Here is a 25,290-nt window from a genome sequence, read left to right as displayed (position 1 = left end):
CGGCGGCCTCGCGCTCGGCGCTGCCGGCATTCGTGGATTCGCGCAAGGAGGCGGTCTCGCGCTCCATCGCCTCCATCCGCCGCTTGGATTCCGCCAGCTCGTCCGCCAGGGTGAGCGCCGCCATGACGTGCAGGCGCATGTCGCCGATCTCGCCGAAGGCCTTGCGCATGTCGCCGATGCGGGCGTCGAAGCTCGCGGCCAGCCCCTCCAGGTGGCGCTCCTCGCCCTCGCCGCAGGCCATGCGGTAGGTCTTGCCGGCGATGGTGACGGTCACTTGAGGCATCGGGTCACCTGGGGCATCGGGCCCTCCTCGAACGCATGAAACACGGTTCCGAACGGTTGTCTCGGCCGGGCCAGCCGGGCTCAGTCCTCCCGCGGCTCGCCGGAGCGGCCGAGCACGCCCTCGACGGTGCCGATCGCCCGGCCGAGGCGGTGGTCCACCTCCTCGGTCACCGCCTGCATCTCGGCGAGGCGCGCCGTCGCCCCGTCCAGCTCGGCCGCCAGCCGGGCCCGGTCGTCGCGCATGATCTCCAGCTCGGTCTCGAGGTCGCTGTGGCTGCGCTCCGCGTCGAGCCTGCGCGCCACCGCGGATTCGAGCAGGGCGACCGAGGCTTCGAGGCGGCGCAGCGCTTCCTCCACCGCTGCGGTCATGCTCACCTCCAGAACCTTGATACGAACGCCGTTACTGCGGCGAAACCCTAAAGGGCCGGGCCGCGCCTCGCAATCGCCGTGCCCGACGGCCTGGGGATGGCGGGGAACGCTCACGCCGCGGCGGCAATCTCCAGGCGGTTCCGGCCGCCGGCCTTGGCCCGGTAGAGGGCGCGGTCGGCAGCCGAGAGCAGGGCCGACAGGTCGGAGAGCCCGGTCTGCGCCGTCGCGAGGCCGACGCTGACCGTCGCCGGGATGCCGGGGCCGTCGCGGTGCGCCGCCGCCTCGGCGAAGCGGCGGGCGATGCCCTCGCCGACCGTCCGCGCCGCGGCGACGTCCAGGCCGGGGAGAAGGGCGGCGAATTCCTCGCCGCCGAGGCGGGCCAGCACCGCGTCCGGTCCGGCGGCCTCGCGGGCGACCCGGGCGAACAGCCCCAGCACCGCGTCGCCGGCGGCGTGACCGTGGCGGTCGTTGATCGCCTTGAAATGGTCGAGGTCGAAGGCGAGGAGCGCCGCCGGCCGGTGCGGCTCCCGGCGGTCGAGGATCCGCGCGCCCTCCTCGAAGAAGCCATGGCGGTTGGAGAGCCCGGTGAGGTAGTCCGTCCGCGCCGCGGCCGCGAGCTGTCCCTGCGCCTCCTCGCGCACGAGCGCCAGCAGGCTCATCGGCATGGCGACGGAGAACAGGACGCCCTCGTACATCGTCATCTTGCCGAAGACCGGCAGCAGCTCCTCGCCGTAGGCGGCGACGAGGAGCGGGGTCAGGAGCGCCCGGGCGAGGTTGAACAGGCCGTGCCCGGCCGCGACCGCGACGACGACCGGGCGCGAGCGCAGGTTCCGGGCCGTGCGGCTGCGCAGGAGCGTCCAGGCGGTCAGCCCGCAGGCGAGGGCGATCGGCAGCGAGGCGACGTAGTTCCAGAACAGCCCGGGGACGTGGAAGCCGACCGTGACCCACAGGAGCGCCAGGGCGGCGAGCAGGGCGGCCGGGTGCCGGAGCCGCGCCGGGCCGTCGAGGCGGACGACGCCGTGCAGGATCATCAGGTAGCCCAGCACGAACAGGATGTTGGCGAGCCCCCAGCCGGTGAAGCCCGGGAAGTGGGCCCGGTTCATCGCCACGACGCAGCCCGCCGCGAAGGCGAGGTAGGCGCAGGCCCACGCGCCGAGCTCGCGCGCCCGCCGGGGATGGGCCTGCCGCTCCCAGAGCGTCATCGCGACGGCGACCAGGAGCGTTCCGATCGTCAGGTAGTAGAGGGTGGGAAGATCGATCTGCATCGCTGTCGTCACCTGCACCCATCGACCTACACGCCGACGGGCTCGTTTCGGGTTACAGGTTCCGTCGTCCCTCGCCCATCACGCCGGCAAGGTTAAGGAGCGCCTGAACCCGGTCCGGGCCGGCCGGATGCGGCTTCCCCTCGCGTTGCGGAAGGTGTCAAGGCCCGGCGGCCGGGGAGGCAGCCGTGACGCGCGCCCCGGAACGCCCGGTTTTCCCCAGGGAGCCTCCGGGTTTGACACGCCCCGGCGCCATGTTAGGAAGCCGGCGCCCGCGCCGGGCGGCTGTCGCCGGCGGACTGACAGAACGAGCTGCCGTGACGCCTCCCGTGCTCCCCGCCAGTGCCGTCCCCGCCGGGGCGGCCGGCGCGTGTGAGGCAGCGAGCGCGACGGGCTCCGCCGGCCGCGGCCGGCTCTCCCCGAATCCAGATCGGCGCCCCCTCGTCCGAGCGGCGCGACCGCCCCGGGCGACGCGCGAGGCCGCCGCCGCACCGGGCGCGCGTCCCGGCCCGCCGCGGGGCGTTCCCGCCCCCCACCTCCTTCGCCACGCTACTCACACGGGAGAGAACACATGACGGTCAAGGTCGCCATCAACGGCTTCGGACGCATCGGCCGCAACGTCCTGCGCGCCATCAAGGAGGCCGGCCGCACCGACATCGAGGTCGTGGCCATCAACGATCTCGGCCCGGTCGAGACCAACGCCCACCTGCTGCGCTTCGATTCGGTCCACGGCAAGTTCCCGGGCACCGTCTCGGTCGAGGGCGACCACATCGTCGTCGACGGCCAGCGCATCCGCGTCACCGCGGTCAAGAACCCGGCCGAGCTGCCCCACCGCGAGCTGGGCGTCGACATCGCCCTCGAGTGCACCGGCATCTTCACCTCGAAGGACAAGGCGAAGCTGCATCTCGAGGCCGGCGCCAAGCGCGTCCTCGTCTCGGCTCCCGCCGACGGTGCCGACCTCACGGTGGTCTACGGCGTCAACCACGACAAGCTGACGGCCGACCACCTGGTGGTCTCCAACGCCTCGTGCACCACCAACTGCCTCGCCCCGGTCGCCAAGGTGCTCAACGACACCGTCGGTATCGAGCGCGGCTTCATGACCACGATCCACTCCTACACCAACGACCAGCCGTCGCTGGACCAGATGCACAAGGATCTCTACCGGGCCCGCGCCGCGGCCCTGTCGATGATCCCGACCTCGACCGGCGCCGCCAAGGCCGTCGGGCTGGTGCTGCCGGAGCTGAACGGCCGCCTCGACGGCACCGCGATCCGCGTGCCCACCCCGAACGTCTCCGTCGTCGACTTCAAGTTCAACGCCAAGCGCGCCACTTCGGTCTCCGAGATCAACGAGGCGATCAAGGCGGCGGCGAACGGCCCGCTCAAGGGCGTGCTCGGCTTCACCGAGGCCCCGAACGTCTCGATCGACTTCAACCACGACCCGCACTCGTCGACCTTCCACATCGACCAGACCAAGGTGATGGACGGCAACTTCGTGCGGGTGCTGTCCTGGTACGACAACGAGTGGGGCTTCTCGAACCGCATGGCCGACACCGCCATCGCGATGGCGAAGCTGATCTGAGCCGAGGCAGATGCGACGGGCCGGCGCCTCGGCGCTGGCCCCCGTTCTTCGGGCGGCCCCGCGACGGGGCCGCCTTCTGGCCCCGAGGACCCGCCGATGACCGACGCCGCGCCCTCCACCCGCCCCGGGAACGCCACCGACCTCGCCCTGCTCCAGGGCCAGGCCCCGACCCCGCCCTCCGCGCCGCAGGGCGGCGCGAGCCCGGCCGCGCCGGCGCAAGGCGCCCCGGCACAGGTCGCGCCGGCACCTGCCGCGGCTCCGCCCGCCGTCCCGCCGCCGGCACAGGCCGGCGCACCCGCCCGGATCGCCGTCGCGCTGCCGACCCAGGTCGCCGACCAGCTCGCCCGCATCGAGGACAAGGCCTCGCGGATCGAGGACAAGTACGCCCGCTCCGAGGCGCTGCTCACCCGGGTCGAGGACCGGGTCGAGGCCGCCGGCGCCCGGATGAACGAGGCCGCCCGCCAGGCCGACCTCGCGGCCCTGCGCAGCGAGGTGCGGGCCCTGTCCGAGCGCACCCGCGGCCTGCCCGGCATCGGCGCCCTGGTGCTCACCGCCGTGATCACCGCTGTGCTGACGGTGGTCCTGACCCTGGTGGCCCAGCGCCTCAATCTTCAGTCCCTGATCCCGCTGCGCTGACGCGCTGCCGCCACCCCGCCATTTCCCTGACAAGGTGCCCCCGCCGATGACCCGTTTCCGTACCCTCGACGATGCCGGCGACCTGACGGGCAAGCGCGTCCTGGTGCGCGTCGACTTCAACGTGCCGATGGACCAGGGCCGCGTCACCGACGCCACCCGCATCCTGCGCGTGCTGCCGACCATCCGGGAGATCGCGCAGGCCGGCGGCAAGGTGATCCTGCTCGCCCATTTCGGCCGCCCGAAGGGCAAGCCGGTCGCGGCCGAGTCCCTGCGCCCGATCGCCGAGGCCACCGCCCGCGAGCTCGGCCGCCCGGTCGCCTTCGCGGAGGATTGCGTCGGCGAGGCGGCCGCCGCTGCGGTCGCGGCCCTGAAGGACGGCGACGTCCTGATGCTGGAAAATACCCGCTTCCACGCCGGCGAGGAGAAGAACGACCCCGACTTCGTCAAGGCGCTGGCCGAGAACGGCGACGTCTACGTCAACGAGGCGTTCTCGGCCGCCCACCGGGCGCACGCCTCGACGGAAGGGCTCGCCCACGTGCTGCCGGCCTATGCCGGGCGCCTGATGCAGGCCGAGCTCGACGCGCTCACCAAGGGCCTCGAGGCCCCGGCCCGGCCGGTGGTGGCGATCGTCGGCGGCTCCAAGGTCTCGACCAAGATCGACCTCCTGAAGAACCTCGTCGCCAAGGTCGACGCCCTGGTGATCGGCGGCGGCATGGCCAACACCTTCCTGCACGCCGCCGGCCTCGGCGTCGGCAAGTCGCTGTGTGAGCGCGACCTCGCCGGCACCGCGCAGGCGATCATCGACGCCGCGCGGGAGAAGAACTGCGCCATCATCCTGCCGGTGGACGGCGTGGTGGCGGAGGAGTTCAAGGCCGGCGCGCCGCACCACACCTACGGGGTCGACGCGATCCCCGAGACCGGCATGATCCTCGACATCGGCAGCCTGTCGGTGGACCGGATCGCGGCGGCGATCGACGACGCCAGGACCCTGGTGTGGAACGGTCCCGTCGGCGCCTTCGAGATCGCGCCCTTCGACCAGGGCACGGTGGCGGCGGCCCGCCACGCGGCGGCGCGCACCAAGGCCGGCCAGCTCGTCTCGGTGGCGGGCGGCGGCGACACGGTGGCGGCGCTCAACCACGCGGGCGTGGCCGACGACTTCACCTACGTCTCGACCGCCGGAGGCGCCTTCCTCGAGTGGCTCGAGGGCAAGCCGCTCCCGGGCGTCGACGCGCTGCGCCAGAAAGCGTGAGGGTACGGTTCAGGTCGGCTGGCGTAAGACGCCGGCCGGCTCGTCCGCTATAGTACGGCATCAAGACAGTCTCGGAGGGATTTCGACATGGCGCGCATCACGCTCAGGCAGCTTCTCGACCACGCCGCCGAGCACGGCTACGGGGTGCCGGCCTTCAACATCAACAACATGGAGCAGGGCCTCGCCATCATGGCGGCGGCCGACGCCACCGACTCGCCGGTGATCCTGCAGGCCAGCCGCGGCGCCCGCGCCTACGCCAACGACGTGGTGCTGGCCAAGCTGATCGACGGCCTCGTCGAGATCTATCCCCACATCCCGGTCTGCATGCACCTCGACCACGGGAACAACGAGGCGACCTGCGCCACCGCGATCCAGTACGGCTTCACCTCGGTGATGATGGACGGCTCGCTCAAGGCCGACGGCAAGACCCCGGCGGACTACAACTACAACGTCGAGATCACCCGCAAGGTGACCGAGATGGCGCACTGGGCCGGCTGCTCGGTCGAGGGCGAGCTCGGCGTGCTCGGCTCGCTCGAGAGCGGCCAGGGCGAGGCCGAGGACGGCCACGGCGCGGAGGGCACCCTCTCGCACGACCAGCTCCTGACCGACCCGGCGGAAGCCGAGAAGTTCGTCGCCGCCACCAAGGTCGACGCCCTTGCGGTCGCCATGGGCACCTCGCACGGCGCCTACAAGTTCACCCGCAAGCCCGACGGCGCGGTGCTGGCGATGCACGTGATCGAGGAGATCCACCGCCGCCTGCCCAACACCCATCTGGTGATGCACGGCTCCTCGTCGGTCCCGCAGGACCTGCAGGACATCATCAACCAGTACGGCGGCGAGATGAAGCCGACCTGGGGCGTGCCGGTCGAGGAGATCCAGCGCGGCATCAAGCACGGCGTGCGCAAGATCAACATCGACACCGACAACCGGATGGCGATGACCGGCCAGATCCGCAAGATCCTGCAGGAGAACAAGGCCGAGTTCGACCCGCGCAAGTACCTGAAGCCGGCCATGGACGCGATGACGAAGCTCTGCAAGCAGCGCTTCGAGGAGTTCGGCACGGCGGGCCACGCCGGCAAGATCCGGCCGGTCGCGCTGTCCGAGATGGCCAAGCGCTACGCCGCCGGCAAGCTCGACCCGTCCTTCGCCGGCGGCCAGAAGGCCGCCGCGGAGTAACGGCCCGCGCGGCGCGGGCCTCCCGCGCCGCAACGCCGCCCACATTCCGATGCAGCAGGGCGGGCGGCCGATTGGTCGTCCGCCCCTCGCATTTTCGCCAACCCCCAAGGTTTCGCTGTAAGACCCGATGGCCGACCCTCAGACCCGCCTGATCCTCCTCACGGCCCCTGACGCTGGCCCGGACCTCTCGGCGCGCCTCGCGCGCGCGGTCGCGGCCGGCGACGTTGCCGCGGTGATCCTGCGCCTGCCGCAGGGCGACGAGCGCGCGCTGGTGAACGCCGTCAAGGCCGTCGCCCCGGCGGTGCAGGAGGCCGGCGCGGCCCTGGTGATCGGCGGCGGCGGCGGCACCGACCTCGCCACGGTGGCGGCCCGCAGCGGCGCCGACGGCGTCCACGTGCCGGCGAATTACGGGGCCGCGGATCTCCCGGAGGCGGAGCCCGCCTCGGAGACCGACGACGACGAGGAGGACGAGGGCGAGAGCCCGCTGCGCGCCCTGCGCGAGCGCCTGCGCGACGGTCGCATCCTCGGGGTCGGGCGCGTGCGCAGCAAGCACGCCGCCATGGAGGCCGGCGAGGCCGGAGCCGACTACGTCCTGTTCGGCGACGACCCGAACCTCGCTCTCGACGACCTCGTCGCGCGGCTGACCTGGTGGGTCGAGATCTTCGAGACGCCCTGCATCGCGCTTGCCCGCGACCTCGCGGCGGTTCCCGACCTCGTGGCGACCGGGGCCGAGTTCATCGGCCTCGATCCCGCGCTCTGGGCGGGGGAGGGGGGCGAGGCCGCAGTGGCCGAGGCGCAGGCGCTCCTGCAGAGCCGCCCGGCGGCCGGGGAGGGGTGAGGATGCGCAGCCCCCGCCTCCGGGCGCTGACGCTGCTCGGGGCCCTGGGCCTCGCGGCCGGACCCGTCGCGGCCAAGCCGACGCCGGCGCCGGCGACGCCCGCACCCCAGATTCCCACCCTCGGCACGTCCAGCCAGACCCTGCCCGGAGCGTCCTCGCTGCCGCCCGCGCCCTCCAACGACCCGAACGCCGACCTCGCCTACGGCGCCTACCAGCGCGGCTTCTACGTCACCGCGTTCAAGGAGGCGACGAAGCGGCTGGAGACGAACAAGACCGACTTCCCCGCCATGACCCTGCTGGCGGAGCTCTACAGCCAGGGCCTCGGCGTGCGTCAGGATCCGGCGCGGGCGGCGGAGTGGTACCGGCTGGCCGCCAATCTCGGCGATCCTCACGCTGCCGCGACCCTCGGCATGATGCAGATCGAGGGCCGCGGCGTGCCCAAGGACCCGGCCGCCGGCCGCGCCCTGCTGGAGAAGGCCGCCGCCCGGGCCGACGCCACCGCGAGCTACAACCTCGCGCTGATCCTGATCGGCAGCGGCCAGCCGGCCGACCTCGCCCGGGCCGCCGACCTCCTGCGCCGGGCCGCCCACCAGGAGCTGGCCGCGGCCCAGCACGCGCTGGGCGTGCTCTACCTCCAGGGCCGCGGGATGGCGAAGGACCCGGTCAAGGCGGCCGAGTGGTTCCGCCGCGCCGCCGACAACGGCGACCTCGCCGGGGAGGTCGAGTTCTCGATCCTGCTGTTCAACGGCGAGGGCATCCAGAAGGACGAGGCCCGGGCCGCGCGCTACTTCCGCCACGCCGCCTTCCGGGGCAACGCCGTGGCCCAGAACCGCGTCGCCCGCCTCTACGCCAGCGGCCGCGGCGTGCCCAAGAACCTCGTCGAGGCCGCGGCCTGGGACATGGCCGCCCGGGCGCAGGGGCTCTCCGACGCCTGGCTGGCCCAGGCCGTGGCCGGGCTCACCCCCGAGGAGAGGACCCGCGCCGAGCGGCTGGCGGCGGACCGGATGGGGCCGTGAGCGGGCAGCGCGCATCCGCCGCCGGAGGGTATCGTGGATCGTGCATTGAGCGAGGCGGTCAAGGGCCTGAGGCGGTTCGGACCTGATGGCTTGGTCTTCGCCTTGGCGATCCTCGGGACGTTCGGGGCGCTGGCGGTCGGTGCGCCCCCCGCCTGGACGGTTGCTGCGGGTTGCGGCTTCTGCCTGCTCTGGCTCCTGCGTAACGCCGTGGATGCCTACATCGCGCTCCGCACCAAGAAGGCCGAGCTGGAGATCGAGGCTCGGCGCGGTGGAAAGCGGGTGATCGAGAGAGCGAAAAAGTCGACGTAAGGCAGCCGGAGCGGCGTGACCGCGACAAACCTCGTGAGCGTGCCTATCTTCAGCCTCGACCATCCGCGACACGGTTCTGATCATGCAGGAAGCGGCTATCGTCATCGCGATTCTCGCGCTCGCGACGCTGTCGGCTCGGGAACTCGTCCGAGCCACGTCCGATGCGCGCCGGAAGGCCCGGATGCTCGACGAGGCGCTGACGGATCTGTCGCGCTGCCTCGCGATCACCGAACGGGCCCTCGCGGACGAGAACGTCCCTGCCGTCATCAAGGCCGTGCTCTACAATCAGGCCGCTGCCCTGGCCGAACCAACCGTCGGCCGAGCCCGGGTCGCGGCGTTCGTCGGTTCGACCCGACCCGATGATGGGCCGGACCCCGACGATCCCGTCGACCAAGCCCTCGATCGACTGGCGGCCCGCGATGCGAGCCTCGCCTTCGATTGCAGGGCGGCGCTGACGCAAGGGCTCATGGCGCTGCTGCTGCTGCACGCCGACGAGGTGGCGGTCGACCGGGTGACGCGGGACGTGGTCCGGCGCCGACACGGGCTGCCGGCACGGCTGGACCTCCTGTTTGGCGGGATAGGTCCGGGTCTCGGTGGTGCGGGCTCCGGCTCCGGAGGTCCTTCACCGGTTCCGGTGTGAGCTGCCGACGGGATTTTCTCTGCGAACCGATGTGACAGGCCGCGCGATGCGGCTTAGAGGCATCCGTCAGCGGCGCTGCCCGTGCCGGCGAGGTGCGGGCGGCTCTCCATTCTCGTTTCGCGTCATGCAGGGCAACCGCGCCCGCTACCGAGGAAAACCCATGACCCCGACCCGCTTCCCGGGAGCCGCCGCCCGATGATCGTCTCCCCCCTGATGACCGTGATGGTCGACGCCGTGCGCAAGGCGGCGCGCGGGCTCAAGCGCGACTTCGGCGAGATCGAGAACCTGCAGGTCTCCCGCAAGGGGCCGGGCGACTTCGTCTCCGCCGCCGACCGCAAGGCCGAGGCCACCTTGCGCGAGGCCTTGATGAAGGCGCGGCCGGGCTACGGCCTGGTGATGGAGGAGAGCGGGGTCATCGAGGGCCAGGACAAGACCCATACCTGGCACGTCGACCCCCTCGACGGCACCACCAACTTCCTGCACGGCGTGCCGCATTTCTGCATTTCGGTCGGGCTCGAGCGCGAGGGCACGATCGTCGCGGCGGTGATCTACGAGCCGATCAAGGACGAGCTCTACATCGCCGAGCGCGGCAAGGGCGCCTTCCTCAACAACAAGCGCCTGCGCGTCGCCGGGCGGCAGGACCTGGCCGACAGCCTCGCGCTCTACGGCTCGCCCTATCTCGGCCGCGGCAGCCACCCGCGCCTGCTCAAGGAGCTCGCCGCCGTGATGGCGGTGACCGGCGGCGTGCGCCAGACCGGCTCGGCCGCCCTCGACCTCGCCGCCGTCGCCTGCGGCCGGGCCGACCTCTACTGGGAGCGCGACATCCAGACCTGGGACATGGCCGCGGGCCTGCTCCTGGTGCGCGAGGCCGGGGGCTTCGCCAGCAGCGCCGACGGCGGCGCCGACCCGATGACCGCCCGCTCGGTCGCCTGCGGCAACGAAGTGCTGCAGCGCGAGCTCGTCGCCATCCTGCGCAAGGTCGGCGCCTGAACTCGGAACGCCCGGTCGGCCCCTGGTCAGCCCGGGCGTTCCGGCCTAACGCCCCGCGAAACCCTCACACCAAGGCTCCGCATGGACCCGCGCACCCTGTCCGCCCTCAAGGACGCGATCCGCTCGATCCCGGATTACCCGAAGCCGGGCATCGTCTTTCGCGACATCACCACCTTGCTCGGCGACGCCCGCGCCTTCCGGCGCGCGGTGGACGAGCTGGTGCACCCCTTCGCGGGCGGCCGGATCGACCAGGTCGCCGGCATCGAGGCGCGGGGCTTCATCCTCGGCGGCGCGATCGCGCACCAGCTCTCCTCGGGCTTCGTGCCGATCCGCAAGAAGGGCAAGCTGCCCCACACCACGGTCTCGATCGCCTACGCCCTCGAATACGGCACCGACGAGATGGAGATCCACTCCGACGCGGTGAGGCCCGGCGACCGGGTGATCCTGGTCGACGACTTGATCGCCACCGGCGGCACCGCCATCGCCGCGGTCAACCTGCTCCGCCAGATCGGTGCCGAGGTGGTGGCGGCCTGCTTCGTCATCGACCTGCCGGAGCTCGGCGGCGCCGAGCGCCTGCGCGCCCTCGACCTGCCGGTGCGCACCCTGATCGAGTTCGAGGGGCACTGACGAGAAAGGCGGGCCTCGCGGCCCGCCCCCGACAATCGTCCCGCTCGGGCTGGCCTCCTCAGGCTGCCTTGGCCAGGCTCTCGAACAGCCCGCGCCCGTCGGTGCCGCCGACCAGGCCCTCGACGAAGTTCTCCGGGTGCGGCATCAGGCCGAGCACGTTGCGGTTCTCGGAGTAGATCCCGGCGATCGAGTTGAGCGAGCCGTTGCGGTTGGCCGCCACGGTCAGCTCCCCGGCGGCGTCGCAGTAGCGGAACGCCACCCGGCCCTCGCCCTCGATCCGCGCGATCGTCTCCGGATCGGCGAAGTAGTTGCCCTCGCCGTGAGCGACGCAGACGTCGATCACCTGATGCGGTGCGTAGGCGCGGGTGAAGGCCGTGTCGGTGCGCTCGACCCGCAGGGTCTGCCGGTGGCAGATGAAGCGGCGGTTGACGTTGCGCATCAGCACGCCCGGCAGGAGGCCGGACTCGCACAGGATCTGGAAGCCGTTGCAGATGCCCAGCACCAGCCCGCCCCGGGCGGCATGGGCCCGCACCGCGTCCATGGCATGGGCGCGCCCCGCGATGGCGCCGCAGCGCAGGTAGTCGCCGTAGGAGAAGCCGCCGGGCAGGACCGCGAGATCGGTGCCGGGGGGGAGCGCGGTCTCGGTGTGCCAGACCGAGGCCACCTCGGCGCCGGAAAGACGCAGGGCCCGGGCGACGTCCCCGTCGCGGTTGGAGCCCGGGAAGACGACGATGACGGCCTTCATCGGGCGATCTCGACGCGGTAGTTCTCGACCACGGTGTTGGCGAGCAGCCGGTCGCAGGCGGTTTTCACGGTTGCCTCGGCGGCGGCCTCGTCGGCGGCCTCGACCTCGATCTCGAAGAACTTGCCCTGGCGCACGCCGGCGATGCCGGTTATCCCCAGGGAGCGCAGCGCCCCTTCGATCGCCTTGCCCTGGGGATCGAGGACGCCGGTCTTCAGGGTGACGGTGACGCGCGCTTTCATCGGCCAGACCTTCGGCAGCGGAGGGCTTCTCGGCTCCCGATAGTGCGGAACGTGGCCTGAGGCAACGTCGGGCGCGGCGCTGACGCGCCGCGAGGGCGCGCATTGATCTTTGCTGGCGGGATTCTAATACTCATCCGGGCCGGCGGGTGTCGCGGGATCGTCGGATTCGCTTCGCGCGAGGGCTGCGTGGGGTTCAGGGGTGAGTCATGTCGGACGCCGACGACGCGTTCATCCATCAGGCATTCGATCTGATCGACGGTTTCGATGACATGTCGGACCCGCTCGATGTGCAGCAACGCGTGCTCGCACTCGTCAAGGATTGCGGCTTCACGTATTTCACGATCACCCGGTTGCCGCAGCCGAGCGAGCGGCTGGGACCCAATGTCCTGCTCAGCATCTGGCCGAGGGGTTGGCTGTCGCATTACGATCGGGTCGGCCATTACCGCTACGATCCGGTGGTGCGGCACTGCTACCGGACGATCGAGCCGTTCGCCTGGACCGAGGTATACTACGAGCCGGAGATCCTCCTGCGCGCCCGCCGGGTGATGGACGAGGCGACGGAGCACGGCATGGCGGCCGGCTTCTGCGTGCCGATCCACGACGCGATGGGCTTCCAGGCCGTAGTGTCCTTGGCGGGGGAGCGGATCGAGATGCCCCCGCGGGTCCGCCGCGGCGTCCACATGCTCGGGCTGTACGCCTGGGGAGCGGCTGAGCGCACGACGGCCAAGCGACGCAAGCCCACCGGCCGGCTCCTCAGCGTCCGCGAGCGCGACGTGCTGTCCTGGGCGGCGCTCGGCCGCACGTCGGAGGAGGTCGCCGACATCCTCGGCATCTCCAGCCAGACCGTCAATACGCATCTCAAGAACGCCCGCCTGAAGATCGGCACCCGCAACACCACCCATACGGTGGTGGAAGCCCTGCGGCGGCGCGAGATCACGCTCTAGCCTTCTTCGCCGCAGGTAGGGCGGGGCTCTCCGCTCTCTCCTCGTCAGGCCCCGCATCGCGATCATGCGCGGTTGCAGATCTCAAGGCCAGCGGCCCGAGCCCGACGGGAGCATCGAGCCACCTCGGATCCTTGCCCCCAGGCCGGGACGAATCCACCGCGGCCTGCCTGCGGCCATCCGCGAGCGCATCTCATCAGTTCAGGGCTGATGGCATGCCTTCCTCCGCCAGTAGGCCTGCGTGCACGGCCACCGACAAGCCTCGGCTCGTCAAGTCTTCGTGGCCGCAGCGCCCGTCCCCGCCCCCACCATGATTGGGTCGTCCGAACGGCCTATCGACCGGCATGCGGTGAGGGTCAGCGATCCCCTCCCCATTTTTCGGGATACCGAGGAGTCCTCTCATCTGCGCGAATGCTGCCAGAGCGAGAGAGATACCCGCATGATCCGGCTTCACGTCATCGATCGAACGAACCGCGATGCATACGCGGATGCCATCGATCAGCACTACGTTCTGCGCAAGAAAATCTACATCGACGAGCAGAGGTGGAGTGCGCTGCGCGCGACCAACGGGCGCGAGATCGACCAGTTCGACACCGACAGCACGGTGTACCTCCTCGCCATCGGGGCGGACGGCGAGGTCGCGGGGGGCACGCGCCTGCTGCCGTCCCTGGGGCCGACGCTGCTGAGCGAGGTGTTTCCGCAACTGGCCAGGGAGCGCGGCTTCGAGCGGGCGCCGGAGATCTGGGAGTGGACCCGGTTCTTCGTCGCGCCCCGCTTCCGCGAGGACAAGCGGCTGTCGCGGGTGGCCGGCATCGTCGCGGCGGGCATGGTGGAGTACTGCCTCGATCAGCGCATCCCGCGCATGAACGTGGTCGCCGAGGCGTACTGGATCCCGAAGGTCTCGGCCCTCGGCTGGCGCCCGCGGCCCCTGGGCCTGCCCCTCGCCCACGAGGGGCTGTCGATCTGCGCCTTCACGATCGAGATGACCGAGAAGGCCCTGCAGGCGACCCGGGCCGTCTACGGGATCGACGCGCCGTCCCTGGTCCGTCCGAAGAGGCCCGTGCCCTGCTACGACCACCCCGCATCCGACCGCGCTCTCTCGGCTTGAGATGGATGGATGCCGACCGACGGTTACGATGACATCGAAGTGCCGCCCGCCGAGGAGCGATCGGTCTCCGACCGTCTGGCGGCGCACCTGATCCACGCGCACCACCTGGCGGTGGCCTGCAGGGATCCGGTCGCGACGGACCTGATCCGCCTCGCGCTCTGGCACGTCGGCCGCACCTATGCGCCGACGGGCGGGATGCTCGCGGAGGAGGAGCAACCGTCGTGACGCTCCGTGTTCCCCTTCATGCGACGGCCGATTGATCGCTGCGCGATGCGGATGTCGCCATCGCTCATGCGCGGCGCGAGCGCCCGAGGCGTTTCCGGACGTCGTCCTCCGGAAGCGCGTCCCTCCACCTCCGCGGCCGCCCGGCCGAATCCCGACGCGTTCCTCACCTCACCGGGCACATCCCCCCATGTCGATTGCGAGCAACTCCTCCTATCACCTGTCCGACCTCTCGCAGGCCACCCACGCCGAGATCCAGGTCCTGCGGCTCGCCGCCGGGATCCTCGACCTGCAACAGACCGCGAGCCCGCGCATCCGCGAGCTGCCCTCCGTGAAGGCGCTGATGCACGCGGCCGAGGCGGTCTTCGACGAGCTCGGCTTCGGCGACGACGACGAGCCCGACCGGGCGATGCCGTCCTGACCGGAGGCGCCTCTCAGTACGCCACCCGCTTCTCGACGTAGCGGAACTGAATGGCGGTGAGCCCGATCACGATCGCCATCAGCACCACCGACTGCGCCGCCGAGCCGCCGAGGTCGGCGCCGATGCGGCCGTCCTGGTAGACCTTGTAGACCAGGGTCTGGGTCGCCCGGCCCGGGCCGCCATGGGTCAGCACGTCGATGACGCCGAACGTCTCGCAGAAGGCATAGACGACGTTGACCACCATCAGGAAGAAGGTGGTCGGCGAGAGCAGCGGGAACACGATGGTCCAGAACCGTCGCGCCGGGCCTGCCCCGTCGATCGCCGCCGCCTCGATCACGCTGGCGGGGATCGCCTGGAGCCCCGCCAGGAAGAACAGGAAGTTGTAGGAGACCTGCTTCCAGGCCGCCGCCATCACCACCAGGATCAGGGCGTGGTTCCCGTCCAGCAGCGGGTTCCACGGGATGCCGAGCTGGGTGAGGCCGCGGGCGACGAGGCCGAGGCCGGGCTGGAACAGGAAGCCGAACAGCACGCCCGCCACGGCGGGCGCCACTGCGTAGGGCCAGATCAGGAGGGTGCGGTAGATCCCGGCACCCCGGATCTCCCGGTCCGCCATCGCGGCCAGCAGCAGGGCGAAGCCGAGCGAGAGCCCCGCCACCGCCGCCGCGAAGATCAGCGTGGTGACGAGAGCCTGGTAGTAGGCCGGGTCGGTGAACAGGGCCCGGTAGTTCTCGAACCAGACGAACTCGGTCGAGAGCCCGAACGCGTCCTGCATCTGGAACGACTGCCAGACCGCCTGGAGGGCCGGCCAGTAGAAGAACAGGCCGACGATCAGGAGCTGCGGCGCGATCAGCGCCGCCGGCAGCAGCCAGCCTCCGAAGGTGACGCGCTCGGGGCTCATGCGATCAGCGTCCGCCGGCCTGCTTCTCGAACTGGCGCAGCATCGCGTTCCCGCGGGTCGCCGCCTCGTCGAGGGCCTGCTTGGCGGTCTTCTTGCCGGCGAGCGCGGCCTCGATCTCCTCGGCCCACAGGTCGCGCATCTGCGGCAGGTTGCCGAGGCGCAGGCCCCGGGAATTCTCGGTCGGCGGCTTGTTGGTCAGCTCCTTGATCGGAACCTCGAGGGCCGGGTTCTTGTCGTAGAAGCCCTCCGCCTTCGACTTCTCGTAGGCCGCCCTGGTGATCGGCATGTAGCCGGTGGTCTGGTGCAGCTTCGCCTGCCGGTCGGTGTCGGACAGGAAGGTGAAGAACTTCGCCACGCCCTTGTACTCGTCGGGCTTCTTGCCGCCCATCACCCAGAGCGAGGCGCCGCCGATGATGCTGTTCTGCGGCGCGCCCGGCACGTCGGGGTAGTAGGGCATCGGGGCGGCGGCCCAGCCGAACTTGGCGTTGCCCCGCACGGTGCCGTAGGAGCCCGAGGACCCGAACATGATCGGGCACTCGCCGGCGGTGAAGCGGCCGAAGCCGCTGTCGTAGCGGCCCGAATAATCGAAGGTCTTGTCCTTCTGCGCCTCGGCCAGGTTGGCGATGTGCTTGACCTGCACCGGCCCGTTGATCTCGAGCGTGGCGTCGAGGCCGTCCATCCCGTTGGCCTTGGTGGCGAGCGGCACGTTGTGCCAGGCCGAGAGCTGCTCGAGGTTCAGCCAGGTGACCCAGGTGGTCGAGAAGCCGCAATTCGGGAAGCCGCCCGCCCGCAGCTTCTTGGCCGCCGCGAACAGGTCCGGCCAGGTCTTGGGCGCCTCGGTGAGCCCGATCGTCTTCAGGGCGTCGGTGTTGACCCACATCACCATCGACGAGGAGTTGAACGGGAACGACAGCATGTCGCCCGACGTCGTCGAGTAGTAGCCGGTGATGGCCGGCAGGTAGGCCTTCGGATCGAAGGGCTCGCCGGCGTCCTTCATCAGCTGGTAGACCGGCTTCACCGCGCCCTTGGCGGACATCATCGTGGCGGTGCCGACCTCGAACACCTGCATGATGTGCGGCGCGGTGCCGGCCCGGAACGCCGCGATGCCGGCATTCAGCGTCTCGCCGTAATTGCCCTTGTAGGTGGGCACCACCTTGTAGTCGCTCTGCGAGGCGTTGAACTCCTCGGCGAGGCGGTTGACCGCGTCGTTGTTGGCGCCCGTCATCGCATGCCACCATTGCAGCTCGGTCACGGCGAGCGCCGGGGTCGCGGCGGCCGCCAGCCCGAGGCCGGCGAGCACGATGCGGATGGTCGTGGTGGGGGCCATCGAATTGTCCTCTCCTGTGCGCGGCCTCTCATGCGGGGCCCGCGTGACACTCCGACGACAGGCGCGCCGGCGGCAACGCGGCCCGCGCCGTCTCGGCGGCAGGCGCTTGTTAGTAGCTGGCTAAGCACAGCCGCGACGGGCCGACAAGTGCGGTAGCGGGGGGCTGTTCGACCTAACCAGCGGAATCTGGATCCTCAAGGTCATCCCGGGTTCCGCTGTGCGGCCCAGGGATGACGCGGAGGGTCGCAATGCTGCTGTGGCCGCTCGGACCGGGGTTCGCAGACTATGATCGCGGCCGATTGCGCAGGGCCTGGATCGTGGTGGTCGGGGTGATCGCCTCGGGGTCGATCGGGCAGTGCAGGATCGCCGGCAGGCCGGATTTTATCGCCCGCGCCAGCGCCGCCGGGAAGTCCTCGGTGCGCTCGACCCGCTCGCCGTAGCCGCCGAAGGCCCGGGCGTAGGCGGCGAAGTCGGGGTTCTTGAGCGCGGTGCCGGAGACGCGGCCGGGATATTCGCGCTCCTGGTGCATCCGGATCGTTCCGTACATCCCGTTGTCGACCAGGATGATGATGACGGGGAGGTCGTACTGGACGGCGGTGGCGAAGTCCTGGCCGTTCATCAGGAAGTCGCCGTCGCCCGACACGCACACCACGGTGCGGTCCGGCAGCAGGCGCTTGGCGCCGATGGCGGCGGGCACGCCATAGCCCATCGAGCCCGAGGTCGGGGCGAGCTGGCCGTCATGGACGCGAAACGGCCAGAAGCGGTGAACCCAGGTGGCGAAGTTGCCCGCGCCGTTGCACAGGATCGCGTCCGCCGGCAGCGCCTCGCGCAAGTGCGCCATCACCCCGCCGAGCTGGAGCGTGCCCGGGGTTGTGATCCGGGTTGGATCGCTCCAGGTCAGGTAGTCGGCGTGCAGCGCCTCGGTGCCGGCGGCCCAGGGCAGGGCGCTGGGCGGCTGCACCGTCTCGATCGCCGCCGCGAAGGCGGTCGGGCTCGCATTGATGGCGAGCGCCGGGCTGTAGACCCGCCCCAGCTCCTCCGGGTCGGGGTGGACGTGGACCAGGCGCTGGCGCGGGCCGGGTATGTCGAGGAGCGTGTAGCCCTGCGACGGGATCTCAGACAGCCGCCCGCCGACGAGGAGCAGGAGGTCGGCCTCCTTGATCCGGGCCAGCAGCTTCGGGTTAACGCCGAGGCCGAGATCGCCGGCGTAGCAGCGGTGGTCGGCCGGGATGGTGCCCTGGCGCCGGAACGAGCAGGCGACGGGGAGCGAGAGGAGGTCGGCGAAGCGGGCGAAGCGACGCACGGCTTCCGCCGACCAGCGGCTTCCGCCGAGGATCGCGAAGGGTTTTTCCGCCTGCGCCAGCATGGTCTGGAGCGCGACCATCTGGGCGAGCGCCGGATGGGTCTCGACCGGCCGGAAGGCGGGAGCGTCCGGGACGGTCGCCGTCTCGGTCAGCATGTCCTCGGGGAGAGCGATCACCACCGGGCCGGGCCGGCCGGCGGTGGCGACGTGGAAGGCCCGGGCGATCAGCTCCGGCAGCCGGTCGGCGCTGTCGACCTCCGTCACCCACTTGGCGATGGTGCCGAACACCGCCCGGTAGTCGAGCTCCTGGAACGCCTCGCGCTCGCGCGCCGCCCGCTCGATCTGGCCGACGAACAGGATCATCGGGGTCGAGTCCTGCCGGGCGATGTGCAGGCCGGGCGAGGCGTTGGTGGCGCCGGGGCCGCGGGTGACGAAGCAGATGCCGGGCTTGCCCGTGAGCTTGCCGTGTGCCTCCGCCATCATGGCAGCCCCGCCCTCCTGGCGGCAGACGGTGAGGCGGATCTCGGCGTCGTGCAGCGCGTCGAGCACCGCCAGGTAGCTCTCGCCGGGGACGCAGAAGATGTCGCCGACGCCGTGGCGGGCGAGCTGGTCCACCAGGATCTGCCCGCCGGTGCGGGGGTGGGGGGCGTCGGTCATGGGCGTGTGCTCCATCATGCGTCGATCTCGGCGCGGCCTGCCTCCGGGAAGGATCGCGCAGGATCTCCCCTCTCCCACACGGGAGCGGGGATCCCGTGCCCTATCCTGTTGCCGCCTCAGCTTGTGTAAATCAAAATGAACCAAGTGATCGCAGCGATATTCGCGATAGCCTGCAAGGTGAGTAAGCCAGCGGTCGCCATGATGATGTCGCGCCTGGTCGTGTTGAGTCGACGCGTCAGGCGAACTTCCATATCGTGAAAGCCCTCCGCCAGGGGCCCGCCATCGGCCAGCTTCCTCTCTGACGAAGCGTTGCCGCTCCGGGCATTCTCTGCGCGAATCATCGGTTCCCGTCACCCACCCCACGCCGGGTCCGCCAGCACGCTCTCGGTGTGGTCCCCGACCTGCGGCGAGGCGGTCTCGGCCGCCATCGGCACGCCGTCGATGACGATCGGCGAGCGCACGCTCGGGATCGTGCCGCCCTTCGCCCGCGGGTCGGGCAGGTCGAGGCGCAGGCCGCGATGCACCACCTGCGGATCGGCGAAGACCTCGGCGAGGTCGTTGATCGGGCCGACCGGCACGTTGACGGCGCCGAGGCGCGCGAGGAGATCGGCCTTGCTGTGCCGGCTCGTCTCGGCGGCGATCAGCGGGATCAGCACGTCGCGGCGGGTGACCCGGCCCGGATTGGTGGCGTAGTCCGGGTCGAGGTGCCAGGTGGTGCCGAGGACACCGCAGAACTTCTGGAACTGCCCGTCGTTGCCGCAGGCGACGATGATGTGGCCATCAGATGTCGGGAAGACCTGGTAGGGCACGATGCTGGTGTGCTCGTTGCCCATCCGGGGCGGCAGCAGCCCCGACACGAGGTAGACCAGCGCCTGGTTGCCGAGGACCGACACCTGCGTGTCGAGGAGCGCCATGTCGATGTGGCAGCCCTTGCCCGTGGCGTGGCGGCCCTGGAGGGCGGCGAGGATCGCGACGGTGCCGTAGACCCCGGTGAACACGTCCGCGAAGGCGACCGCGGTCTTGACCGGCTCGCCGGCGGGCTCGCCGGTGAGCGACATGATCCCGCCGAGGCCCTGGATCATGAAGTCGTAGCCCGCCCGCGGCGCGTAGGGACCGTCCTGGCCGAAGCCGGTGACCGAGCAGGTGATGAGCCGCGGGTTGAGGGCGCTCAGGGATTCGTGGTCGAGGCCGTACTTCTTCAGGCCGCCGACCTTGAAGTTCTCGATCACCACGTCGGCGTGGGCGGCGAGCCGGCGCACCACGGCGCGGCCTTCCTCGGTCTCGAAATCGGCCGCGACCGAGCGCTTGCCGCGGTTCGCCGAGTGGAAGTACGAGGCCGAGAGCTTGCCGCCATCCGCCCCCTCGACGAAGGGCGGGCCCCAGGAGCGGGTGTCGTCGCCGACCACCGGCCGCTCGACCTTCACCACGTCGGCGCCGAGATCCGCCAGGAGCTGGCCGATCCAGGGCCCGGCCAGGATGCGGGCGAGCTCGAGCACCTTGATGCCGGCGAGGGGTTTGTGCACGGCGAAAGCCTCCCGTTGACGCGTCCCCGTTCCGGGATGACGCAGGGGCTCCTCTTGCCGAGGCAAGCCCCGCCTGGTTGCGTCCTGCTGCATACGATGCGGCTTTGCCGGCGGGAATGCCCCTCCGGCTCCGGTCAGCCCTGCGCCAGCCGACGTCCGGTCGCGGGATCGAACAGGTGCAGGGCGCCCGCGTCGATGGCGAGGCGCACGGTGTCGCCCTCCTGGGGCGCGGAACCCGCCGGCACCTGCACCGCCACGTCGGTCCCGGCGAGGGGGCCGTGCAGCAGTCGCGTCGCGCCGAGCTCCTCCACGAAGGCGACCCGGAAGGCGAGCCCGTCCGCGGCGAGCCGCAGGTCCTCGGGCCGGATTCCGGCCTCAACCGGGGTGCCGGGAGCGATCCCGGCGACGGGAATGACCGTGCCGTCGATCCGCACGCCCCCCGCCACGGCTTCGGCCGGGAGGATGTTCATCGGCGGCGAGCCCATGAAGGTCGCGACGTAGCGGGTGGCGGGGCGGCGGTAGATCTCGATCGGGGTGCCGACCTGCTCGATCTGGCCGCCATTCATCACCACCAGCCGGTCGGCCATCGTCATCGCCTCGACCTGGTCGTGGGTGACGTAGACCGTGGTCACGCCGAGCTGGCGCTGCAGGCGGCGGATCTCGACCCGCATCTGCACCCGGAGCTTGGCGTCGAGGTTCGAGAGCGGCTCGTCGAACAGGAAGACCTGGGGCTTGCGCACGATCGCCCGCCCCATGGCGACGCGCTGGCGCTGGCCGCCGGAGAGCTGGCGCGGATAGCGCGTCAGCATCGCCTCGAGGCCGAGCAGCCGCGCGGCCTCCCGCACCCGGGTCTCGATCTCCGGCTTCGGTGTGCCGCGGTTGCGCAACCCGTAGGCCAGGTTGTCGTAGACGCGCATGTGCGGGTAGAGCGCGTAGTTCTGGAACACCATCGCGATGTCGCGGTCGGCGGGCTCGACCGTGTTGACGGTGCGCCCGCCGATGGTGATCGCCCCCGAGGTCACGGTCTCGAGGCCGGCGATCATCCGCAGCACCGTCGACTTGCCGCAGCCCGAGGGGCCGACGAGGACGCAGAAGGCGCCGTCCGGCACGTCGAGCGAGACGCCGCGCACGGCCTCGACGCCGCCGGAATAGGTCTTGCGCAGTTGGTCGAGGGCGAGGCCGGCCATCACGGGCACCCGATTGTGCGAGGAAGGGTCACTTCTCGGTCTCCACCAGTCCGCGCACGAACAGCTTCTGCATCGCGAACACCACCACGACCGGCGGCACCATCGCCAGCACGGCGGTTGCCATCACGATCTGCCACTCGGTGAGCTGGTCGGTGATCGAGGTCATCTTGCGCAGGCCGATCACCACCGTCTGCATGTCGTCGCGGGTGGTGACGAGGAGCGGCCAGAGATACTGGTTCCAGCCGTAGAGGAACTGGATCACGAACAGGGCCGCCATGGTGGTGCGCGAGAGCGGCAGCAGGGTGTCGAGGAAGAACCGCACCGGCCCGGCGCCGTCGATGCGGGAGGCCTCGACGAGCTCGTTCGGCACCGTGAGGAAGAACTGGCGGAAGAGCAGCGTCGCGGTCGCCGAGGCGATCAGCGGCAGGGCGAGGCCGGCATAGGTGTCGAGCAGCGAGAGGTCGGCCGCGACCTTGTAGGTCGGGTAGATCCGCACCTCGACCGGCAGCATCAGGGTGACGAAGATCGCCCAGAAGGCGGTCTGCCGGAAGGGGAAGCGGAAGTAGATCAGCGCGTAGGCCGACAGGAGCGAGATGAAGATCTTCCCCAGCGCGATGGCGAGCGCCGTGATCGTGCTGTTGAGGAGCATCAGCCCGACCGGCGCCCCGGCCATGCCGGACTCGGTGAGCGCGCGCCGGTAGGTCTCGATCCCGTTGCCGCCGGGCCAGAGCGGCATCTGGCCATTGGCGATGGTGGCGGCGTCGTGCGTCGAGCCGATGAGCGCGAGGTAGACCGGGAAGGCGACGACCGCGACCCCGAGGGAGAGCACGAGATGCGGGATCAGGTTGCCGAAGCGGCGGTTCTCGACCAACGGGGCCGCTCCCTGGCGGATGGCGTCTTGTTTCGGTGCCGCACCGGCGTGACGGGCGTGCGACGGCTCCTATCACCCGTCAAGCTCTGACGGAAGCGCGAAGCCGGCCGCACGCCTGACGGCGCGCCTCCCGAGGACGGAAAGGGCGCCGTCTCCCCGCTGCTACAGGCCCGCCTGGGCCGCCAGGTCCTTGAGGTCGGCCTGCGGCCGGGCGCCGATATGGCCGATCACCTCCGCCGCCGCCACGGCGCCGAGGCGGGCGCAATCGGCGTGGTCGAGGTTGCGGGCGAGGCCGGCGAGGAAGCCCGCCGCGAACAGGTCGCCGGCGCCGGTGGTGTCGACCACCTCGCGCACGGGCGAGGCCGGCACCGCGCGGGTCTCGCCGCGGGTCACCACCAGGGCGCCCTCCTCGGAGCGGGTCACCACGCCCAGCAGCCCGGTCTCCTGGCGCAGGGCCGAGAGCGCGGTCTCGGCGTCGGCGGTCTGGTACAGGCTCTTCAGCTCGTGGATGTTGGCGAACAGGATGTCGAGGCTGCCGTCGCGGATCAGCCCGAGGAACTCGTCGCGGTAGCGGTCGACGCAGAACGCGTCCGACAGGGTGAGCGCCACCGCGTTGCCGGCGCCGTGCGCGATCTGCGCCGCCTTGCGGAACGCCTCCTTGGCGGCCGGCGGATCCCAGAGGTAGCCCTCGAGGTAGACGAAGCGGGCGCTCCTGACGGTCTCCTCGTCGACATCCGCCGCGCTCAGGCCCTGGCAGGCGCCGAGATACGTGTTCATGGTGCGCTCGCCGTCCGGCGTCACCAGCACGAAGCAGCGCGCCGTGGCCGGGCCCTCGGTCGCCGGGGCGACGCCGAACTGCACGCCGGTGGCGTTGAGGTCGTGGGCGAACAGCCGGCCGAGCTCGTCGTTCCGCACCTTGCCGATGAAGCCCGCGCGGGCGCCGAGGGAGGCCGCGCCGACCGCCGTGTTGGCGCCCGAGCCGCCCGACACGATGGTGGCCGGCCCCATCACCCCGAACAGGTGCTCGGCCCGCGCCTCGTCGATGAGCTGCATCGCGCCCTTGTGCACGCCCTCGCGCACCAGGAAGGCCTCGTCGGTGCGGGCCATGACGTCGACGATGGCGTTGCCGAGGACGAGGAGGTCGAGGGAGGCGGTCATGCAGCGGCTCGCGAGCAGGGAATCGGTCCGGCCTGTCGCATCCGCTGCCCGGGGGGTCAAGCTCGGTCCGGTGGGCTCAAGGCTCCTCGAACAGCGAGGCGACCGAGAGTTCGAGGCCCGGCGGGTCGAGGAGGAGGGAGCCGTCCTGCGCGCAGGTGGTCTCGATTCCGTCCCCGGCGCGCCGATGATGGATGACGGTACGCCGGTCGGGATCGACCATCAGGTAATGGTGGATGCCCGGCACCCGGAAGTAGCCGCCCAATTTTTCCACCGCATCGGTGCGGCGAATGCCAGGGGACAGGACTTCGACCACAATGACTGGGTTCGGGACCTCGACGGAATCGGAGTCCCTGCGCGGTCCGCAATAGACCAGCGCGTCCGGCTCGTAGGCCGTGTGTGCGTCGATGCGGACGGTCATTCCGTCCGGCATTGCCCGGCAGGGCAGGCTCGCTGCTCGGATGCCGCGCCGAAGCGCCATGTAGACGGCTGCCTTGACTTCTGCGTGCAGCACGCGTTGCGGCGTCATCTGGAAAATCTCGCCCTGCACGAGTTCGTACCGCCCCGGATTCGCCTCGCTCCAGGCCAGGTACTCGTCCACGCTCATGCGGGTCTGCGGAAGCGGCTTCATCGCACTGAACCTGTCGGTGGCATTCCTGCGGCAGGAATCATATCACGCCGGTCAGTCAACGCTCGCCGAAGAGGTCTCCCACCGCGAGCGCGATCCCGGGCGGGTCGAGCGACAGGCTTCCCCCGGTGACGATCCGGGTCTCGATCGCCGCGCCGGTCCGGCGATGATGGATCACGCAGGCCCGCCGGGGATCGACCAGCAGGTAGTGCACGACGCTGGGCAGCAGGAAGTAGCCGGCGAGCTTGGCGCCCGCATCGACCGACCGGGTCCCGGGCGAGAGCACCTCGACCACGATCACCGGCGGCGGCGCCTCGACCGCGTCGGGATCCATCCGGGGGCCGCAATACACGAGGGCGTCCGGCTCGTAGGCGGTGTGGGAATCGATCCGTACGGTCACGCCGTCGGGCAGCATCTCGCAGGACGAGCCGAGCGCCCCCAGGCCGCGATCGAGGGCGGATTGCACGGCGAACTTGACGCGAGCATGCCGGGCTCGCTCCGGCGCCATGGCGAAGACCTCGCCGTCGACGAGCTCGTGGCGGCCCGGAACCGTCGCGCTCCAGGCGAGGAACGCGTCGACATCCATGCGGGACTGGGGCAGGCCGGCCATGCGGAACAGGCTACCACGCCGCCGTCACTGCAGCGACTGCATCTCGCAATTGGCGTAGGCGACGCTGCCATCCGCGTAGGCCTTGAGCTTGCGGGCATAGGCCTCCGCGCTGGTGCGGTAGGGGCCGAGCTGCGCGTTGTAGGCCTTGATCCCGTCGTTGTAGGTGTAGGCCTCCCAGCCCGGGCAGCCGCCCTTGGCGTCGAGGCAGGCGGGCTTCTGCGGCAGGGCGGGCTTCGCCGGCTTCTCGCTCACCGGCGGCGGCACCGGGGCGGTGCAGGCGGCCCGCGCCGCGAGCGGCGTCAGCAGCATCAGGAGGGCGGCGAGGGCGGTGCGCGGCACGGCGGGTCTCCTGTCGAGGCGGGCTCTCGCGCCCGCGAACGCCTCTCACGCCATCGTGTGGTCGGCGGATCGGGTCAAACCTCCGCTCGCGGCTTATCTGTGGCGCATTCCGCACTGCACCCGGTTCCCGAATGCCCACCCAC

At 71.0% G+C, this 25,290-nt stretch carries 30 protein-coding genes; 14 read left to right on the top strand and 16 right to left on the bottom strand.

Annotation, left to right across the window (positions count from 1 at the left end; translation table 11 throughout):
* The 3 genes from VQ02_RS03755 to VQ02_RS03745 all read right to left on the bottom strand — a co-directional run.
* On the bottom strand, window positions 1–283 hold a 283-nt coding region (locus tag VQ02_RS03755), incomplete at its 3' end, for a cell division protein ZapA (RefSeq protein WP_048442825.1).
* 80 nt (window positions 284–363) lie between these two features.
* Entirely contained in the window at window positions 364–651 is a 288-nt protein-coding gene (locus tag VQ02_RS03750; protein WP_048442819.1) for a DUF4164 domain-containing protein, read from the bottom strand.
* Between the two features lie 110 nt (window positions 652–761).
* Complete coding sequence (locus VQ02_RS03745; protein ID WP_048442818.1) at window positions 762–1,916, bottom strand: GGDEF domain-containing protein; 1,155 nt, start codon at window positions 1,914–1,916, stop codon at window positions 762–764.
* Between the two features lie 568 nt (window positions 1,917–2,484).
* Between VQ02_RS03745 and gap the strand changes: the two genes are divergently transcribed.
* The 10 genes from gap (at window position 2,485) to VQ02_RS03695 (ending at window position 10,973) form a co-directional block, all read left to right on the top strand.
* A complete protein-coding gene (gene gap, locus VQ02_RS03740; RefSeq protein WP_048442817.1) occupies window positions 2,485–3,492 on the top strand; it encodes a type I glyceraldehyde-3-phosphate dehydrogenase in 1,008 nt (335 codons plus the stop codon).
* Between the two features lie 96 nt (window positions 3,493–3,588).
* Entirely contained in the window at window positions 3,589–4,128 is a 540-nt protein-coding gene (locus tag VQ02_RS38955; protein ID WP_245239617.1) for a hypothetical protein, read from the top strand.
* 46 nt (window positions 4,129–4,174) lie between these two features.
* Entirely contained in the window at window positions 4,175–5,377 is a 1,203-nt protein-coding gene (locus tag VQ02_RS03730; protein WP_048442816.1) for a phosphoglycerate kinase, read from the top strand.
* Between the two features lie 87 nt (window positions 5,378–5,464).
* A complete protein-coding gene (gene fba, locus VQ02_RS03725; RefSeq protein ID WP_048442815.1) occupies window positions 5,465–6,553 on the top strand; it encodes a class II fructose-bisphosphate aldolase in 1,089 nt (362 codons plus the stop codon).
* Between the two features lie 127 nt (window positions 6,554–6,680).
* Window positions 6,681–7,391: a thiamine phosphate synthase gene (locus VQ02_RS03720; protein WP_048442814.1), complete on the top strand. Its 711-nt coding sequence runs from the start codon at window positions 6,681–6,683 to the stop codon at window positions 7,389–7,391.
* Window positions 7,392–7,393: 2 nt separating this feature from the next.
* Complete coding sequence (locus VQ02_RS03715; protein WP_083469027.1) at window positions 7,394–8,407, top strand: tetratricopeptide repeat protein; 1,014 nt, start codon at window positions 7,394–7,396, stop codon at window positions 8,405–8,407.
* A 33-nt stretch (window positions 8,408–8,440) separates the two neighbouring features.
* Complete coding sequence (locus VQ02_RS03710; RefSeq protein WP_167350703.1) at window positions 8,441–8,716, top strand: hypothetical protein; 276 nt, start codon at window positions 8,441–8,443, stop codon at window positions 8,714–8,716.
* A gap of 82 nt (window positions 8,717–8,798) precedes the next feature.
* Complete coding sequence (locus tag VQ02_RS03705; protein WP_048442812.1) at window positions 8,799–9,356, top strand: hypothetical protein; 558 nt, start codon at window positions 8,799–8,801, stop codon at window positions 9,354–9,356.
* Between the two features lie 195 nt (window positions 9,357–9,551).
* Window positions 9,552–10,346, top strand: coding sequence for an inositol monophosphatase family protein (locus tag VQ02_RS03700; protein WP_048442811.1), 795 nt, complete (start codon window positions 9,552–9,554; stop codon window positions 10,344–10,346).
* 81 nt (window positions 10,347–10,427) lie between these two features.
* Complete coding sequence (locus VQ02_RS03695) at window positions 10,428–10,973, top strand: adenine phosphoribosyltransferase (protein ID WP_048442810.1); 546 nt, start codon at window positions 10,428–10,430, stop codon at window positions 10,971–10,973.
* Between the two features lie 58 nt (window positions 10,974–11,031).
* Here VQ02_RS03695 and purQ read toward each other — a convergent pair whose 3' ends face one another.
* Together purQ and purS are read right to left on the bottom strand one after the other, a co-directional pair.
* Entirely contained in the window at window positions 11,032–11,718 is a 687-nt protein-coding gene (gene purQ / locus VQ02_RS03690; protein WP_048442809.1) for a phosphoribosylformylglycinamidine synthase subunit PurQ, read from the bottom strand.
* Complete coding sequence (gene purS, locus VQ02_RS03685; RefSeq protein ID WP_048442808.1) at window positions 11,715–11,957, bottom strand: phosphoribosylformylglycinamidine synthase subunit PurS; 243 nt, start codon at window positions 11,955–11,957, stop codon at window positions 11,715–11,717. Before purS ends, purQ begins: the two co-directional genes overlap by 4 nt.
* A gap of 206 nt (window positions 11,958–12,163) precedes the next feature.
* Here purS and VQ02_RS03680 point away from each other — a divergent pair, with 206 nt between their 5' ends.
* The 4 genes from VQ02_RS03680 (at window position 12,164) to VQ02_RS03665 (ending at window position 14,649) form a co-directional block, all read left to right on the top strand.
* Window positions 12,164–12,901, top strand: a complete 738-nt coding sequence (locus VQ02_RS03680; RefSeq protein ID WP_053080200.1) for a helix-turn-helix transcriptional regulator — start codon at window positions 12,164–12,166, stop codon at window positions 12,899–12,901.
* A gap of 436 nt (window positions 12,902–13,337) precedes the next feature.
* Window positions 13,338–14,006 (top strand): acyl-homoserine-lactone synthase, encoded by a 669-nt coding sequence (locus VQ02_RS03675; protein WP_048442807.1) that lies wholly within the window; start codon window positions 13,338–13,340, stop codon window positions 14,004–14,006.
* A 9-nt stretch (window positions 14,007–14,015) separates the two neighbouring features.
* Window positions 14,016–14,231, top strand: a complete 216-nt coding sequence (locus VQ02_RS03670) for a hypothetical protein (RefSeq protein ID WP_048442806.1) — start codon at window positions 14,016–14,018, stop codon at window positions 14,229–14,231.
* A gap of 187 nt (window positions 14,232–14,418) precedes the next feature.
* Complete coding sequence (locus VQ02_RS03665; RefSeq protein WP_048442805.1) at window positions 14,419–14,649, top strand: hypothetical protein; 231 nt, start codon at window positions 14,419–14,421, stop codon at window positions 14,647–14,649.
* 13 nt (window positions 14,650–14,662) lie between these two features.
* Here the strand turns inward: VQ02_RS03665 and ugpA are convergent, their stop codons facing one another.
* The 11 genes from ugpA to VQ02_RS03610 form a co-directional block, all read right to left on the bottom strand.
* Complete coding sequence (gene ugpA, locus VQ02_RS03660) at window positions 14,663–15,547, bottom strand: sn-glycerol-3-phosphate ABC transporter permease UgpA (protein WP_048442804.1); 885 nt, start codon at window positions 15,545–15,547, stop codon at window positions 14,663–14,665.
* A 4-nt stretch (window positions 15,548–15,551) separates the two neighbouring features.
* Complete coding sequence (gene ugpB, locus VQ02_RS03655; protein WP_048442803.1) at window positions 15,552–16,874, bottom strand: sn-glycerol-3-phosphate ABC transporter substrate-binding protein UgpB; 1,323 nt, start codon at window positions 16,872–16,874, stop codon at window positions 15,552–15,554.
* Between the two features lie 283 nt (window positions 16,875–17,157).
* On the bottom strand, window positions 17,158–18,834 hold the full coding sequence (locus tag VQ02_RS03650) for a thiamine pyrophosphate-binding protein (protein ID WP_048442821.1): 1,677 nt from the start codon (window positions 18,832–18,834) through the stop codon (window positions 17,158–17,160).
* A gap of 116 nt (window positions 18,835–18,950) precedes the next feature.
* Window positions 18,951–19,175: a hypothetical protein gene (locus VQ02_RS03645; protein ID WP_048442802.1), complete on the bottom strand. Its 225-nt coding sequence runs from the start codon at window positions 19,173–19,175 to the stop codon at window positions 18,951–18,953.
* A gap of 9 nt (window positions 19,176–19,184) precedes the next feature.
* Entirely contained in the window at window positions 19,185–20,357 is a 1,173-nt protein-coding gene (locus VQ02_RS03640; protein WP_048442801.1) for a CaiB/BaiF CoA transferase family protein, read from the bottom strand.
* Between the two features lie 134 nt (window positions 20,358–20,491).
* Entirely contained in the window at window positions 20,492–21,544 is a 1,053-nt protein-coding gene (locus tag VQ02_RS03635; protein WP_048442800.1) for an ABC transporter ATP-binding protein, read from the bottom strand.
* 28 nt (window positions 21,545–21,572) lie between these two features.
* A complete protein-coding gene (gene ugpE / locus VQ02_RS03630; RefSeq protein ID WP_048442799.1) occupies window positions 21,573–22,415 on the bottom strand; it encodes a sn-glycerol-3-phosphate ABC transporter permease UgpE in 843 nt (280 codons plus the stop codon).
* Between the two features lie 162 nt (window positions 22,416–22,577).
* Window positions 22,578–23,573, bottom strand: coding sequence for an adenosine kinase (locus tag VQ02_RS03625; protein WP_048442798.1), 996 nt, complete (start codon window positions 23,571–23,573; stop codon window positions 22,578–22,580).
* 76 nt (window positions 23,574–23,649) lie between these two features.
* Window positions 23,650–24,201: a Uma2 family endonuclease gene (locus VQ02_RS03620; protein ID WP_048442797.1), complete on the bottom strand. Its 552-nt coding sequence runs from the start codon at window positions 24,199–24,201 to the stop codon at window positions 23,650–23,652.
* Window positions 24,202–24,256: 55 nt separating this feature from the next.
* Window positions 24,257–24,808 (bottom strand): Uma2 family endonuclease, encoded by a 552-nt coding sequence (locus VQ02_RS03615; RefSeq protein WP_048442796.1) that lies wholly within the window; start codon window positions 24,806–24,808, stop codon window positions 24,257–24,259.
* 24 nt (window positions 24,809–24,832) lie between these two features.
* Window positions 24,833–25,117, bottom strand: coding sequence for a hypothetical protein (locus tag VQ02_RS03610; RefSeq protein ID WP_048442820.1), 285 nt, complete (start codon window positions 25,115–25,117; stop codon window positions 24,833–24,835).
* Window positions 25,118–25,290 lie beyond the last annotated feature (173 nt).

This window comes from Methylobacterium variabile (genome assembly GCF_001043975.1).
Lineage (GTDB): Bacteria > Pseudomonadota > Alphaproteobacteria > Rhizobiales > Beijerinckiaceae > Methylobacterium > Methylobacterium variabile.
Note: the sequence above shows the minus strand (reverse complement) of the source record. Positions and strands in the feature narration are given on the sequence as shown.